The following is a 14,488-nucleotide window of genomic DNA, read 5'->3' on the forward strand; positions in this document are numbered from 1 at the left end:
GGCGGGCCGGCACCGCGGTGGCACCGCCGCGCCGGCCCGCCGCGGGGCCGGGTGGTCACAGCGGCATCTCGCGGAGCTGACGGCGGGAGGAAATGCCCAGTTTGCGGTACACGTTGCGCAGGTGCGCGTCGACGGTGCGGGGGCTGAGGAACAGCATCCCGCCCACTTCCCTGGACGTCGCCCCGGCGGCGACCTTCCCGGCGATGAGCCGTTCCTGCGCGGTGAGCCGGTCCAGGGGGTCCTCGCCGGGCCGGCGCGGCTGCTCGCCGGTGGCGCGCAATTCCCGGGCCGCGCGGTCGGCGAAGGCGCGGGCACCGATGCGCGACAGCGTGTCGTGCGCCGCCCGCAGCTCCTCGCGGGCCTCGCTCCGCCGGTTCGCACGGCGCAGCCATTCCCCGTAGGTCAGCCGGGCGCGCGCGTGGAGCACCCGGATGCGGGTCCGGGAGAAGTGATCGACGGCCCGCCGGTACAGGGCCTCGCAGTCGTCGCCCTGTTCGAGGAGGGCCTGTGCCTGCAGCCATTCGGCGACGGCCCACGGGACGGGGTGCGTCCGGGCCAGCGCCTCCAGGTGGCGCATGGCCACGGCCGCCTCCTCGCCGCGGCCGGTGCGCGCGGCGGCTTCGACGAGCTCGGAGTAGACGGCCCAGATCGAGTAGGAGCCGGCCTGGTGCCGGCGCTGGGCCGTCAGCGCGGCGTCCAGAGCCGCTTCGTAGTTGCCGAGCCCGTTGTGCAGGACCGCCCTGGCGTAGTGCTCGCCGGCGGCCTCGAACGGCCGCCCGTCCCGTCCCAGCAGGTCCCGCAGCTCGGCGAACCGTTCCCCGTCGCCGCGGAAGCCGGTGAGGACGAGTTCGGGCCCCAGGAGCGGCACCGTGCCGGCCGCTTCGTCGACGGCCCGGGCCTCGCCGAGGCAGGCGGCCGCCTCGTCGAACCGGCCGGCCGAGACCCTGGCGACCGCCTGGTACCGCAGGGCCTGCGGCAACGACGCGAGGGCGCCCTGGCGGCGTGCCGCGTCCACCTGCCGGTCCGCGACCTCCTCCATCACCTCGTCGTCCCGCAGGTCGATGACGACCTGGCAGAGCAGGTTCATCCGCCACGGCTCGGACGAGGGCGCGGCCGTGCGGCACGCCGCCACGGCGTCGCGCATCGTGGGCACCGCCCGCTCGACGGGCAGCATGCTCTGGTCCAGCAGGGCGTCGAGCAGCAGGTCGGTCGGCCGGACGGGCTCCCGCCGGGGCACGCGCTCGCGGATCCGGGCGCCGAGCTCCTGGAGGAGGCCCGGGTGGTTGTCGTTGTACATGACCGACGCGAACGCTTCCAGGTAGGTCTCCCCGGCCTGTTCGGGAGCCAGCTCCGTGACGGCGTCGACGAGTCCGGCGGTGGCTTGCGGGCCGTGGGAGAGCTGGTAGCCGATCCGTGCCCGCAGCAGGCGGGCCCGCGCGCGGCACGTGTCGTCCATCGGGCGCCGCTCCGCCCGGGTGAGCAGGGCGCGGGCCGCGTCGGGGGCCCCTGCCTGCAACCGCAGCTGGGCCGCGACGAACAGCCGTTCCGCCTGTCGGCCGGGAGCCGGTGTCAGCCGCCCCGCCCGCTCCATGAACGCGGCGGCTGCGGCGAAGCCGCCGCGCAGGCGCGCCCGGTCGGCGGACCGTTCCAGCTCCGCGGCGACGTTCTCGTCGGCCTCGACGACCGCGTGGGCCCGGTGCCAGGCCCGGCGGTCGAGGTCGGTCGCGGGATCGGTCGCCTCCGCGAGAGCGCCGTGCATGCTGCGGCGCTTCTTCGGGGTGGCCGAGGCGTAGACCGCGGAGCGCACCAGCGGGTGGCGGAAGCGCAGTCTCGGCCCCAGGGCCAGGAGTCCGGCGTTCTCCGCGAGAGTGAGCCCGGCGGCGTCCAGTCCGAGGAGGCGGGCGGCGCGGCGCAGCAGGTCGAGATCGCCGACCGGGTCCGCCGCGGCGAGCACCACCAGCGACCGGGCGGCGTCCGGCAGCCGCTCGAAGCGGTGGACGAACTGCTCCTCCAGCTTGTCCACGACACTCGCACGGAATCGGCGTGGGCCGGGCACGCCGAACGGCTCCGCGTGGTGGGCGAACTCCAGCAGCGCCAGGGGGTTGCCGTGCGCCTCGGCCAGGATCCGGTCGGCGGCCTCGGCGTCCGGTCCGACATGCGTCGCCGCTCTCAGCAGGGCCCGGGCGTCCTCGTCGTCCAGGCCCACGAGGGGCACGCGCGGAAATTCGGCGAGTCCGGACGGCGAGCCGACATCGCGCGCGGCGAACACCATCGCGATCCGCTCGGCGGACACCCGCCGGGCCACGAACACCAGCGCGCGCCGCGAGGCGTCGTCGATCCACTGGGCGTCGTCCACCACGCAGCAGACGGGCCCGTCCTGCGCCGCCTCGTGCAGCAGCCCGAGGACGGCGAGACCGACCGTCAACGGGTCGGGCGAGGTCTGCGCGCCGAGGCCGAACACCGCCTCCAGCGCCTTCCGCTGCACGGCGGGAAGTCTGTGCCGGTGGTCGAGGACCGGGGCGCAGAGCTGGTGCAGCGTCGCGTAGAGGAGGTCCCGCTCGAACTCCGTGCCGGCGGCCCGCAGCACCTCGAACCCGTCGAGGTCCTCCACGACGGCGTCGATGAGCGCCGACTTGCCGATGCCCGCCTCTCCCGCCACCACGACGGCCCCTCCACGCCCGACGGCCGCCGAGGTGATTAATCGATCGAATGCACGCCGCTCCGCGTGTCGGGCCACGAGCTGCACCGGAATCGTCCTCCGAGTCACTTGCTAGAGGTTTCTCACGAGCGCGTTCACGCAGTCAGGCCCGCCCTCCTGCCCGGCCGGCGCCTCCTGACTGATCTCACGTCTGGGAGACGACGGGCACGGCCGACAGGTTCTTGATCGGAAGCGACATTTCTCCGTACCGGCGCGGTGGGTATACGACCTGCTCAGCCCGGAGGGGCCCCACTCCGCACGCCGGAGGACCTCCGGGCCCGCGGGGGGTGTGACTCACACCAGCTCGGGCTGCAATTCCGGTTGCCGTACCGGTGCGGCCTTCGGTTCCCACCTTCTGGTCGTCCGCACGTAGCCGTAGATCACCGAGGCCAGGGCCAGGAGGAGAAGCGGTCCGAAGAGCCAGGGATGCCGGGCCATGTCCATCGGCAGATAGCGGTAGGACGCCAGGAGCGCGGCGAAAACCGTCGTGCCGTACGTGACCAGCCGGGTCGCCGAGCGGTCCCAGCCGCGTTCGAAGGAGCGCAGCGCTGCCTCGATCGTGAGGGCGAACACCACGCCGGCGACGAGATCCACGCCGTAGTGATAGCCGAAGCCCAGTGTCGCGCTGAGCGTGGCGATCAGCCAGAACGTCCCCGCGTACCGCAGGAGCCTGGGGCCCTTGCGGGAGTGGATGAAGATCGCGGTGGCCCACGCCGTGTGCAGGCTGGGCATGCAGTTGCGCGGGGTGATCCCGTCGTACGGCACCGGGTGCGGGACGGTGATCGGCGGCGGCGTGTTCGGCCACAGGTCGGCCACCGCCCATTGCAGGCCGCCGGTGCCGGAGGTGCCCGGGCCGTAGGCGAAGATCGGGCCGACCACCGGGAAGATCATGTAGATGCCCGGCCCGAGGAGGCCGATGACCAGAAAGGTGCGCACCAGGTGGTGGCGGGGGAAGCGGCGCTCGGCCGCCACGTTGCGCAGCTGGTACAGCGCGACGACGATCGCGGCCACCGCGAGCTGGGCGTAGACCAGGTCGAGCACGTGGGTGGTGATCGGGCCGCTGGCCCTCAGGAGCCGGCCTGCCAGCCATGACGGGTTGCCCAGCGCGTGATCGGCGGTCGCCACGTACGGGTCGAGCACCGTCGGGCGGGTCTTGGCCGTGATGAGCAGCCAGGTGTCACCGGTCTTGCGGCCGGCCACCAGCAGCAGGCCCAGCCCGACGCCCTTCAGCAGCAGGACGCGTTCCTTGCCGGTGCGGCGCGTGACCGCGATGACGGCGCAGCCCAGGATCACCCACAGGGCGCCGTTGCCGAAGAAGCGGTCCTCGGTGATCTCGGCGCCGACCGCCCACCGCACCAGCACGAAGACGACGTCGATGCCGACCGCGACGCCGGCCGCGATGAAGCGCTGCCGCCAGGTGAGCACCACCATCATCAGCGCCATGCCGGCGTACAGCGGCCCCGGCTTGGGGGCGAATATCACCTCCCGCACCTGGTTGGTGATCGGGCCCGGCTGCCCCGCGTAGTGACGTGCGGCGATCTCCAGCATGATGAGGAAGCCGAGGGCCACCGCACCCGCCGTGGCCCACAGCATCGCCCGTGGCCGGCGCCACGCGGCGACATCAATTCTGCAATTTATTCGCGAAAGCACCCAGCGATACTATCGATGTCAATTTGTCCGTCCGTTGCGCTGCGCGTAGTGAAGAGGTCACTCTTCGTGCGCCGGCCGGTGCGGCCCGGCCCCGGCTCTTGGCAGTGACGAATTGAGGGCCTGCCGCATTCACGGGCGGCTCGCCCACTGCGGCATGCGCGGCTTGGTGAAATAGTCCGCGTCCTTCGGGCGGGCCAGCTCGTGGGTGGCGGGGCGGGGGGCCGGTTCCAGGTGGGGGATGTACTTGGAACAGTGGATGTATGCCTCCTCCACGGTGAGGTGGACCCAGATTTCCGGGCTGCGGCCGGGGGCGAGGTCCGTGGGCAGTCCCGGGTGGATGCCGCGCAGGTCGGCGTCGCGGTAGACGTGGGCCACGCCGTTGACGTGCAGCCCCACGTGATGGTGGGTGAAGTCGACGAAGAGCATGCCGAGATGGGGATTCTCGATCATGTTTCCGGCGCTGGCGAGGACACCGTTCCCCCGGAATTCGGGGTAGGCGAGCGTCCGGTCGTCGATGACGTGGACGAATCCCGGCGGCCCGGCGCGGAAACTAGCGTCGCATTCGCCGTGGGCGTCGGCGGTGGCCAGGAAGACCATCGCCTGGCGGCCGATGAACTCCCGCATTTCCGAGGTGAGCTGGGAGCGCACCTGCTGGTCGTAGAACCGGGCGGCGCGGTCGGCGGTGCCCAGTTGCCGCTGCAAGTGGTGTTCACCCGCTGATCCGAAAGGTGGCGGCGAGGTCATGAGGGGGCTCCTGGCAGAGGGGGGACGCGGGGGCGGTTCATGGAGTGGACAGGACGGGGGTCTCGAACGGGTCGTGATGGATGCGGTCGGGCCGGGTGCCGTGGAAAGCGAGCGTCTCCTTGGCGGAGACGACCATCGGGGCCGGGCCGCTGAGAAAGACGTCGTGCTGGTACCACGGCCCGTACTCCGCCAGCACTTCCGGCAGGGATCCCCGGAGGCCGGGGATGTACTCGTCGGAGACCGCGCTTCTGATGGTCAGCCAGTGGTGCCGCTGGGCCATCCTGAGCATGTCCTCGACCCCGTACAGCTCGGCCCCGGTGCGGGCGCCGAGGAACAGGTCCACCTGGTGGCTCCCCCCGCGGCGGGCGACCTCTTCGACGAGCGCGCGGATCGGGGCGAGACCGGTGCCGCCGGCCACGAAGAGCAGTTCGCCGTGCTCGGCCGCGTCCAGGACCATGTCACCCATCGGGGGCCCCAGCCGCAGGACGTCGCCCACCGCGGCCCGGTGCACCAGCGCCTCGCTGACCGAGCCGCCGGCCACCGCCCGCACGTGAAAGGTGAGCGTGCCGTCCTGGCGGGGCGCGTTGGCGGCGGAGTAGTAGCGCCACTGCTTCGGCCACCACGGGGTCTCGATGCTCACGTACTGGCCCGCGGCGTACGGGTAGGTGGTGTGCGGCCGGACGGTGATCTCGGCGATGCCGTGGCCGCGCTGCACGCGGTGCACCACCGTGGCGGGCCACACGGCGGGCCGGAGCGCCTCGTCCCGCTCGGCCGCGCTGATCATGACCTGGGCGACCGCGCCGTACGCCTTCGTCCAGGCGGCGGCGATGTCCGGCGTCCACGCGGGGCCGGCGTACCGGGCGAGGGTGGCGAGGAGGCATTCACCGACGGCCGGGAAGTGCGCGGCACGGGTGCCGAATTTGCGGTGATCGCGGCCGAGGTGTCCGCAGAAGCGGACAAGGCTTTCGGGGTCGTCGACCAGATCCACGATGCGCAGGAGCGCGCGGAGAAGACGGTCGCGCTGGGCGTCCATGCCCGGCGGAAACATCGGACGGACTTCGGGATAACGGGCAAAAAGAATTGCATAGAAGTAGACCGTTATCTCCCCCACCAGGGGCTCGACCACCGAGACGGAAGTCCTGATGAGTTCTATCTCGCGGTCCGACAAAGGCGCTTCGACGGCCTTCGGCTCTCCGACGTGCGCGACCGGGGCGGATACCGGCTGCTCCGGGGACGGGCGCGCGGAGGTGCTGCTGGAACGACCGATCCGGAACCTCAAGCGTCAGCGCTCCCCGCCCGCTGTGCGGCGTGCCGTCCGCCGGGCGCGCCGCGCGGCGTTCCCGTCCACCGCACCTCGCCCCCGGGGTGCGCGGCAGGCGGGGCCGTCACCGGATCTCCGTCCGAGGGGCGTGACACGGGAGTCGAGCAGAGCCGGCATGAGTCCTCATGGGAGTGCGGAGTCGACGAAGCGGATGATGCGCTTCCGGGCCACCCGATCTTCAATGAAGACCGCGGAGCGGGGTAGGGGGATATCCACTAGAACTCGTGGCGAGAACTTGTTGCATTACCCTGGCCGAAACTGACCGGTGTGCTGATTTGCGGCATATATCGAGCGGCCTCCGTCTCTCGAACAGAAGGTTTTCCGCGGGCAAAGGAGCCGACATCGGAGCCTTCCGGGGAAAGGCGCCGACAGTGAATCGGCGAAACGGGGGCACCTGGTTTGCCCCGCCTGAGCGCCGGCGCGGCGCGCGGCCGCTCGGTTCGCGCTTCGGCGCCCCCGCCCCCGGTGGGTGTTCCGGCGGGGCGGGCGCCGGAACAGTCGGAGCGGGGCGGGCGGGTCAGCCGGCCCGGCGGCCGGCCGCTGTCACGACGCCTTCCTGCGGGTCGGCGGCAGCAGGGTCAGATACGTGCCCGGGCGGCCGGCCCGGCGGCCGTTGGTGGTGCGGTAGACGTCCACCGGTCCCGCCGGGCGCCAGTGCTGGCCCAGCCGCTTGGCGGTGTACATCGCCTCGTCCGCGCCCCGCAGCAGGTCCGAGAGGGCGGCGCCCGGGCGGTGGCTGGTGCGGCACAGGCCGATCGAGGCCCGTGGGGAGAGGACGGCGCCGCCGGTGTCGAGGGGCGCGGAGAGCCGGGCGGAGAGCCCGTACGTCAGCTCGGCGTGGACGTCGGCCTCCGGCGCCAGGCGGACGACGGCGGTGAACTCGTCGCCGCCCAGCCGGGCCGCGAAGCCGCCCTTCTCCCGGCACCAGGCCGCGAGACGCCGGCCGACCGCGGCTATCACCTGGTCGCCCACGGCATGACCGTGGGTGTCGTTGATCTGCTTGAAGCCGTTGAGGTCGAGGAGGAGCACCGCCGCGTGCGGGTGCCTGACGGCCCGCTGCCCCCGGGTGGTGAACTCCTCGCGGCACATCAGGCCCGTCAGGGGGTCGGTGCGGGCGGCGCGCAGGCGGCGGACGAGGACGAGGGCGTGGGCGGCCCAGCCGAGGGTCGGGGCGGCGACGGGCAGGGCCTGGAGGAAGAGGTTCATCGAGCACCTTCCGGGACAGTGGCAGTGAAGGGTCCGGTCATGCTGGAGATCCCCACTTCTGCTCGCCGGGTGTGAACTCCCCTTTCACGCAAGGGGGTTCATGAGCCACAACGCCCGGCCCGCGGGAGCCGCGGCCCGGCGGGTCCCCGGGTGCCTCTGGCGGTCCGCCGCACGGCGCGGCAGGCTGGTGGCGGGCCGGCGGAGGCCGGCCGCACTCCGGCCGCGGCACAGGCCCGAGGAGGGACCCGAGGAGGGAGAGGAGCGATGAGCCCACAGCAGGGCCCCGAGCGGAACCACGGCTCCCGCACGGACGAGGGCGGGGGCGGCCCGCCCCCGGTCTCCCGTGTCGCCCTCACCCCGGAGGCCGCCGGCCTGATCCGCCGGCTGCGCGAGAAGCACGGTCCGCTGATGTTCCATCAGTCGGGTGGCTGCTGCGACGGGAGCTCGCCGATGTGCTACCCGTACGGCGAGTTCCGAACGGGCGCCTCCGATGTCCTGCTCGCCGAGCTGGCCGTCGAGGGGGTGGGCGAGCCCGTCGGCTTCTGGATGGCCGCCGACCAGTTCGAGCGGTGGCGCCACACCCACCTCACGGTGGACGTGGTGCCCGGGCGCGGCAGCGGCTTCTCCCTCGAAGCGCCGGAAGGCGTGCGCTTCCTGGTCCGGTCCCGGCTGATCACCGACGAGGAGGCCCGGCTCCTCGGCCCCCGCCCCTAGAGGGGTGTCCTACGCCGCGCCCCCGGACCGCAGCGCGCGGGAGCTCCTAGGGGGCGGGCGCGGACGCCGCGTCGACGAGCGACAGCGCGCACAGCCGGTCCGGCGGCCCGGGCCGGGCGTAGTACCAGCCCTGTGCGGTGTCACAGCCCAGCATCCGCAGGTGCGCGGCCTGTATCCCGGTCTCCACGCCCTCGACGGTCACCGACAGGTCCAGGGTGTGGGCGAGCGAGACGATCCCTTCGACGATCTTCACGTCGACGGGGTCGGCCGGCGCGGACTGCATGCCGCGGGTGAAGGACCGGTCGAGCTTGAGGGTGCTCACGGGCAGCCGGCGCAGGTAGGAGAGGTTGGAGTAGCCGGTGCCGAAGTCGTCGAGGGCGATGTCGACGCCCATGTCGGCGAGTTGGCGCAGCGGGCGCAGCTCCCGCTCGTCGGCGCCGATGAGGGCGTTCTCCGTGACCTCCAGGCAGAGCGCCGAGGGGTCCAGGCCGGCGTCCTCCAGCACCGCGACGGTGTCGGCGACGAGGGAGGGGTAGCGGAGCTGGGAGGGCGAGAGGTTGACGTTGACCCTCATGGGCTCCCGGCACGTGCCCGCGTCGCGCCACAGGCGCGCCTGCCGGGCGGCCTCCTCCAGCACCCAGCGGCCCAGCGGCACGATCAGGCCGGTGCCCTCGGCGAGCGGGATGAACTGGTCGGGGCCGAGCACGCCGTGCACGGGGTGCAGCCAGCGGACGAGCGCCTCCGCGCCCCGCACGGTGCCGTCCCCGAGCGCGACGAGGGGCTGGTACTCGATGAAGAACTCGCCGTTGTCCAGGGCGGCGGGGAGGCGGTTGGTGAGGCTGTGCCGGGCGATGGCGCGGGCGTCGGAGTCCGCGTCGGCGAGCTCGTAGCGGTTGCCGCCGGCGGCCTTGGCCCGGTACATGGTGATGTCGGCGCTGCGCAGCACCTCCGCGGGGCCCAGCTCTCCCGCGCGCCCGTCGACGATGCCGATGCTGGCCCGCACCGACAGGGCCCGGCCGTCGAGGTGGACGGGCTCCGAGAGCGCGGTCAGCATCCGGCGGGCGAGCGCGGTGGCGTCGCTCTGCGCGCCGGGCCCGGTGATCAGGGCCACGAACTCGTCGCCGCCCAGCCGGGCGACGATCTCGGCGGGTGCGGTGGCGCAGGCGCGCAGCCGGTCGGCGACGGCGACGAGCAGCTGGTCGCCGACGGCGTGGCCGAGGCTGTCGTTGACGGCCTTGAACCCGTCGAGGTCGAGGTAGCACAGGCCGAAGCGGGCCGTGTCGTCGTCGGCGTCGAGCGCGCGGTCGAGCTTCTCGAAGAAGAGCGTGCGGTTGGGCAGGCCGGTGAGGGCGTCGTGGGTGGCCTCGTAGCGCAGCCGCTCGTGCAGGACGCGCCGCTCGGTGATGTCCTCGATCAGGGCGAGCTGGTACTGGGGGCGGCCGTGGGCGTCCCGCAGCAGGGCCACCGACAGGTCGGTCCACAGGACGCTGCCGTCGCTGCGGTAGTACGGCTTCTCGACGCGGTAGTAGTCGCGCTCGCCGCGGACGAGCTCGCGGTAGAGGCCCCAGACGTCGGGTGAGTCGTCGGGGTGGACCATCTCGCCCACGTTCCGGCCGGTCACCTCGTGGGCCAGGCTGCCGAACATCCGGGTGAGGGCGTCGTTGACGTCCATGATGCGGCCGTCGACGTCCGCGATGCCGACCCCTATGGCCGCGCCCTCGAACACCGCGCGGAACCGGGCCTCGCTGGTGTGCAGGGCCTTCTCCGTCTCGGCCTGGGCGGCGAGCGCGGCGCGGGAGAGGGCTTCCTGCTCGGCGAGGGTGCGCTCGCGCAGGGCGCCGGCGAAGCCCGCGGCGACGGCGTGCTGCAGCCGGGAGCAGCGGGCGCGCGCCTCCTCCTCGGTGACGGCGCCGCCCGGCGGGCAGTGGGTCACCAGGTAGGTGTCGATGGCGCTGAGGATCAGGGGCAGGGCGTCGGGGTCGGTGCAGTGGGCGCGGACGAGGGCGGCGCCGACCTCGGCGGCGGGCCCGGAGTCGAAGTGCCGGGTGTACAGGGCGTCGCGGAGCCGGGCGGCGAGCGGCAGGAGGTACCGCTCGAACTCGGCGCGGCTCATGGATATCGCCGTGGCCGGGTAGACGGCGCGGCTCCAGATCGCCGTGAACCGGCGCAGGCCCTCGTCCGCCTCGGGGCCGTGGTCCCGGGGGCCGGGGCTGCCGGGGAGCTGCGGTTCACCGGCGGCCGGTTCGCTGTCCGCCACCGTGCGTTCCCCCGTCCGTGCCGGGGTCCGTGCGCCGCCGGGCGGCCCGGCGGGGTCCGCGGGGTCCCCCGGCCTCCGCGCGGCCTCCTGGCCGGGCTCCTGTGCCTGTGTGTGCCCGTCCCGCACACAGAAGCCGGCGGTCCTGCCCGCCGTGACTCCCGGTGCCGATGTCCCGCTCCTGATGCCCACCCCGACCCCGACCCCGGCTCCGCTTCCGTTTGTGGTTCCGCTTGGCATTCCGATTGTGGTTCCGCTTGTCGTGCCGCCGATGGCCTCGCTCCCCCCAGGGCGCCTTGTGGCTGCCGTCCTGGCAAGGTCATCAGTAGTCTGTCCCGCTGTTCCGCCCCCGAATCCGCCCAGCGTTCTACCGCTCGACGGATCGCTCACGGCTTGCGCCCCACACCGGCGAATCCGACGAACGAGGCCGGGTCGTCCCGCAGTTCGCCCGCGCCGGGTCCGCCGGCCGCGCCGTCCGGCAGGTCGGGCCGCCACTCCGGCATGGGCACGAGGCCCGGTTCGAGCAGCTCGAACCCGTCGAAGAAGCGCGCCACGTCCGCGCGTGGGCGCATGTGCAGCGGCGAGGCGGTGCCGCGGTAGACGCTTTGCACCTCTTCCCCCTCCTCCGGCTTCATCGGGCCGGTGTCGGTCGACGCGTGGGTCAGGACGAGCAGGCTTCCCGGAGCGAGCGCCTTGCGCAGCTGCGCCACCGCCGCCCAGGGGTCGTCCCGGTCCGCTGTGAAGTGGAGGACGGCCACGAGCAGCAGGGCCACCGGCCGGTCCAGGTCGAGGAGTCGGCCGACCCCGTCGCTGGCAAGGATGTCATGCGGCTGTCTGAGGTCCGCGGCCACGACGGCGGCGCGCTCGTTTCCCTCCAGGACCGCCCGGCTGTGGGCGACGGCCACGGGGTCGTGGTCGACGTAGACGACGCGGGCCGCGGGGTCCGCCTCCTGGGCGATCTCGTGGACGTTGCCGAAGGTGGGGATGCCGGAGCCGATGTCGAGGAACTGGGTGATGCCCCGACCGACCGCGTGGCGCACGGCGCGCCGCAGGAAAGCCCGGTTGGCCTGCATGATCTTCGGCAGACCCGGGAATGCCTCGATGGCCCGGCGACCCGCCTCCCGGTCGACCTCGAAGTTGTGCGAGCCGCCCAGGTAGTAGTCGTAGATGCGGGACACGCTCGGCACGGACAGGTCGATGCCTTGAGGGGCCCAGGTCGGACGCTCCATCAGTCTGTCTCTCCAGCTCATCGCACGAGTGTTTGAGCAGAGGCTACTGATCGTTCGTTCGAATGGAAGCCGCAAACGGAAATAAGCGGTCCGCATTCAACCACCCGCCCACCCCCGTCTCCTGCGGGTGTGTCGTTCGGTGTGCCGCAAAACCACGCCCGTACGTGAGATGCATCTCTCCCACCGCTCCCCATCGACTCCCCCCTTCTCTCATCCCCATCAGCCGCCCCTGCAACCACGGAAGGCTCCTCGCGTAACCGGGGTCGACGGCGGCGTCCGCCGCTGATCATGTCAATAAATGGGCAAGGAGGGAAAATGTGTCAAGCACGTAAAAAACCGGACGTCGGCCCGATTTTCCGCGCGGCGGGCGGCGGGCGGGATCCGGGGCCGGGCCCGGCGGGCGGCGGCCTTGCGCGTCCGGCCGGCGCCCGCCCGCTCCCCGGACGGTCAGGAGCGCGGCTCGCGCCACATCGGCCACATCGGCGGGCCGCCGGGCAGGACGATGGCCGTGCCCGTGAAGACGAAGCCGAGACGCTCGTACAGTGCCTTGCTGCGCTCGTTGCTCGCCTCCAGGTAGGCGGGCACGCCCTCCCGGTCACAGCGGTCCAGGACGGGCGTGAGCAGCGCGCTGCCCCGGCCCTCGCCGCGGCGGCCGGGGGCGGCGACGATGGCGGGCAGGTAGAAGTGCGAGCGCTCCACGGGGTGCGCCCGGTCCGTCAGCTCCGCCACGGTCCGGACGCGCTCGTTGCCGGCGTCGGCGGCCGCCAGCGCCTCGACGATCCCGCCGTCCCCATGGCCTTCCCCGGCCCCGGCCGCACCGTTCGCCTCGATCGGCACCCACAGCGCGGCCGCCGAGAGGTCGTCGGCCACGTCGACCCAGCCCTCGCGCAGCGCGGCGTCCAGGGACACCCCGAAGAACTCCGGGTGCACGGCGCGCCGGTGCTCCTCGTCGGGAAAGACCCACCTGCTGACCGGGTCCTCCATGAAAGCCTCGCCGAGCAGCAGGCTGATGGCGTCCCGCTCCTGCGCCCCGGCCCGGCGGATCTCCGGCACGACAGCTGGTAACTGATGCACAGTCACATTTCCTCTCCGTAGGTACGAACGGTGTGCCGATCGTACGTACGGGGCGGGAGGGGCCGGATCAGCGGATGCCGAGCTCCCGCAGCGCCCTGCGCTGCGCCACCGTGAGGTCGACCGGGAAGTAGAGGTAACACACGCCCCCCGAACCGCCTCTGACCTGGCCCTCGGCGTTATAGCGCTTGGTCCTGAGCCAGATGTTCTCGAACTGCCTTATGCAGGGGGCGCACCAGCCGCCACTCTTGTCGACTACGACGCTAGGGCTCTCAACTGCTAGTACCCATGGAGATTGATTGAGATCCATGGGGATGGGATGAGATAGATTCCCCTCCCTCGACACTCCCTGGGGGCATCATTCTCCCTGTCTGCTCCCTGAGGAACAGGGGTCTGCCAGCATGTCTACAGGGAGTGGGGCGTCCACGATGCCACAGGCTTCGATCTTCGCCATGTCTACGAGAGGTTGTTGCCGAGCTGGCCCGGCTCGTAGTTCTCGCCACGGCGATCGGCCTGCCGCTGACGCTCCTTCTCAAGATCGAGAATGCAGCTTCGGCAGGCACGGATCTCGTACCGATCCCCGATGGGCGTGTCGATCGTGCCCAGCTTCGCCGAGTCAACTTCGCGTCGGGCGCACCGGAAGCACGAGCCTGGCGCCCACACATAGAGGGCAATGATTTCGTCGCGGTCGATGGCCTTCTCCTGGAGGCGGGACGGTGACATGGCATCTCCCTCAAACGGGCTCTGCAGCTCTAGTGGTGCGCTGGGGGCGTCCCGCCGCTCAAGCCTTGCCGCGGGGTGCGTGGTGTCTATCGATCTCTGAACGCTATCTGTTACGTAACAGATTAAACAGCCTCTCCTACGGTGGCGATTCCCAAGATCGCTGCCGGGGGCTGCCATGGACGTGCCGCACAGACGGCTCGCCGCTATGCTGCGGCAGCGCATCGCAGATGCCACCTACCTGCCGGGCTCCCTGTTTCCGAGCGTCCGGTCCATCGCACAGGAGCACGGGATCGGCGTCGGGACCGCCTTCAGGGCTGTCGAGATCCTCCGGACGGAAGGGCTCCTTGAGGGCGAGCCCCGGCGGCGGCTGACCGTGGCGCACCCTGTAGCGGTGCGCACCCTTTCCGATCCTGACGCCGAGTGGCCGCATGGGCGCGGCGACAGCGAGCACTCCTCGATCCGCGCTGACGAGGCCCTGGCCGGCCGCTTGGACGTGCCGGTGCGGGCAGTGTTGATTCAGGAGCGTGTGGAGCTGCTGGATCCAGACGGGCGGCCGGCGATGCTGCTGACGGCATGGCGCCGGGGAGCCGTTCAGGTTCACGCTTCGTGCCGGTATTCGGTGCGGACTCATACCCTGACCCGGACGGAGGCGGACTTGCTCGGCCTGCCGTTGGGCATGTTGGCTCTGCTGGTCGAGCGCACGCGCTACAGCGTGGCCGACTCCCCCGTTGAGGCTGCTGATCTGGTCCTCCCCGCCGATCGCTGGCAGCTGGGGTTCTGAGGGCCGACTTTCCGGCTGACCCTGCAGAAACTCCATGAACGTTGCACCATCCCGCTCTTCACTGTCCCATGCCAGACAACCGTGCGGCAGATATATG

The 14,488-nt window shown here is 72.0% G+C and carries 11 protein-coding genes and 1 pseudogene; 2 read left to right on the plus strand and 10 right to left on the minus strand.

What is annotated here, in order from left to right; genetic code table 11:
• Positions 1-55: 55 nt before the first annotated feature.
• From ABZ951_RS00350 to ABZ951_RS00370, 5 genes are all read right to left on the minus strand, one after another.
• Positions 56-2,767: an AAA family ATPase gene (locus ABZ951_RS00350; RefSeq protein WP_361278262.1), complete on the minus strand. Its 2,712-nt coding sequence runs from the start codon at positions 2,765-2,767 to the stop codon at positions 56-58.
• Positions 2,768-2,992: 225 nt separating this feature from the next.
• Complete coding sequence (locus ABZ951_RS00355) at positions 2,993-4,291, minus strand: phosphatase PAP2 family protein (protein ID WP_344088069.1); 1,299 nt, start codon at positions 4,289-4,291, stop codon at positions 2,993-2,995.
• A gap of 186 nt (positions 4,292-4,477) precedes the next feature.
• Entirely contained in the window at positions 4,478-5,092 is a 615-nt protein-coding gene (locus tag ABZ951_RS00360) for a pyridoxamine 5'-phosphate oxidase family protein (RefSeq protein ID WP_344088048.1), read from the minus strand.
• 37 nt (positions 5,093-5,129) lie between these two features.
• On the minus strand, positions 5,130-6,371 hold the full coding sequence (locus ABZ951_RS00365) for a globin domain-containing protein (protein WP_344088045.1): 1,242 nt from the start codon (positions 6,369-6,371) through the stop codon (positions 5,130-5,132).
• A 585-nt stretch (positions 6,372-6,956) separates the two neighbouring features.
• Positions 6,957-7,619, minus strand: a complete 663-nt coding sequence (locus tag ABZ951_RS00370; protein ID WP_344088042.1) for a GGDEF domain-containing protein — start codon at positions 7,617-7,619, stop codon at positions 6,957-6,959.
• Between the two features lie 264 nt (positions 7,620-7,883).
• On the opposite strand from ABZ951_RS00370, the gene ABZ951_RS00375 reads away from it, so the two are divergent.
• Entirely contained in the window at positions 7,884-8,333 is a 450-nt protein-coding gene (locus ABZ951_RS00375) for a DUF779 domain-containing protein (protein ID WP_344088039.1), read from the plus strand.
• 46 nt (positions 8,334-8,379) lie between these two features.
• Here the strand turns inward: ABZ951_RS00375 and ABZ951_RS00380 are convergent, their stop codons facing one another.
• The 5 genes and pseudogenes from ABZ951_RS00380 to ABZ951_RS00400 all read right to left on the minus strand — a co-directional run bounded on the left by ABZ951_RS00380 (position 8,380) and on the right by ABZ951_RS00400 (position 13,610).
• Positions 8,380-10,503, minus strand: a complete 2,124-nt coding sequence (locus tag ABZ951_RS00380) for an EAL domain-containing protein (protein WP_344088066.1) — start codon at positions 10,501-10,503, stop codon at positions 8,380-8,382.
• Between the two features lie 470 nt (positions 10,504-10,973).
• Positions 10,974-11,816, minus strand: coding sequence for an SAM-dependent methyltransferase (locus tag ABZ951_RS00385; protein ID WP_344088063.1), 843 nt, complete (start codon positions 11,814-11,816; stop codon positions 10,974-10,976).
• Positions 11,817-12,263: 447 nt separating this feature from the next.
• The gene (locus tag ABZ951_RS00390; RefSeq protein ID WP_344088032.1) at positions 12,264-12,890 is read right to left on the minus strand and encodes a GNAT family N-acetyltransferase; all 627 of its coding nucleotides are present in this window, start codon (positions 12,888-12,890) and stop codon (positions 12,264-12,266) included.
• A gap of 67 nt (positions 12,891-12,957) precedes the next feature.
• A pseudogene (locus ABZ951_RS00395) lies at positions 12,958-13,107 on the minus strand (peptidase C39 family protein); the annotation flags it as partial.
• A 236-nt stretch (positions 13,108-13,343) separates the two neighbouring features.
• Positions 13,344-13,610 carry a hypothetical protein gene (locus ABZ951_RS00400; protein ID WP_344088029.1) on the minus strand — a complete coding sequence of 89 codons (267 nt, stop codon included), beginning with the start codon at positions 13,608-13,610 and terminating at the stop codon, positions 13,344-13,346.
• Positions 13,611-13,785: 175 nt separating this feature from the next.
• On the opposite strand from ABZ951_RS00400, the gene ABZ951_RS00405 reads away from it, so the two are divergent.
• A complete protein-coding gene (locus tag ABZ951_RS00405; RefSeq protein ID WP_344088026.1) occupies positions 13,786-14,391 on the plus strand; it encodes a GntR family transcriptional regulator in 606 nt (201 codons plus the stop codon).
• Positions 14,392-14,488 lie beyond the last annotated feature (97 nt).

It is taken from the genome of Streptomyces sp. NPDC046215 (assembly GCF_040646215.1).
In the GTDB taxonomy this organism is placed as follows: Bacteria; Actinomycetota; Actinomycetes; order Streptomycetales; family Streptomycetaceae; genus Streptomyces; species Streptomyces stramineus.

Coding starts and splice junctions, on each gene's coding strand:
- ABZ951_RS00355 (WP_344088069.1), bottom strand. CDS start 4,291: ATGCTGTGGGCCACGGCGGGTGCGGTGGCCCTCGGCTTCCTCATCATG.
- ABZ951_RS00360 (WP_344088048.1), bottom strand. CDS start 5,092: ATGACCTCGCCGCCACCTTTCGGATCAGCGGGTGAACACCACTTGCAG.
- ABZ951_RS00370 (WP_344088042.1), bottom strand. CDS start 7,619: ATGAACCTCTTCCTCCAGGCCCTGCCCGTCGCCGCCCCGACCCTCGGC.
- ABZ951_RS00375 (WP_344088039.1), top strand. CDS start 7,884: ATGAGCCCACAGCAGGGCCCCGAGCGGAACCACGGCTCCCGCACGGAC.
- ABZ951_RS00385 (WP_344088063.1), bottom strand. CDS start 11,816: ATGGAGCGTCCGACCTGGGCCCCTCAAGGCATCGACCTGTCCGTGCCG.
- ABZ951_RS00400 (WP_344088029.1), bottom strand. CDS start 13,610: ATGTCACCGTCCCGCCTCCAGGAGAAGGCCATCGACCGCGACGAAATC.
- ABZ951_RS00405 (WP_344088026.1), top strand. CDS start 13,786: ATGGACGTGCCGCACAGACGGCTCGCCGCTATGCTGCGGCAGCGCATC.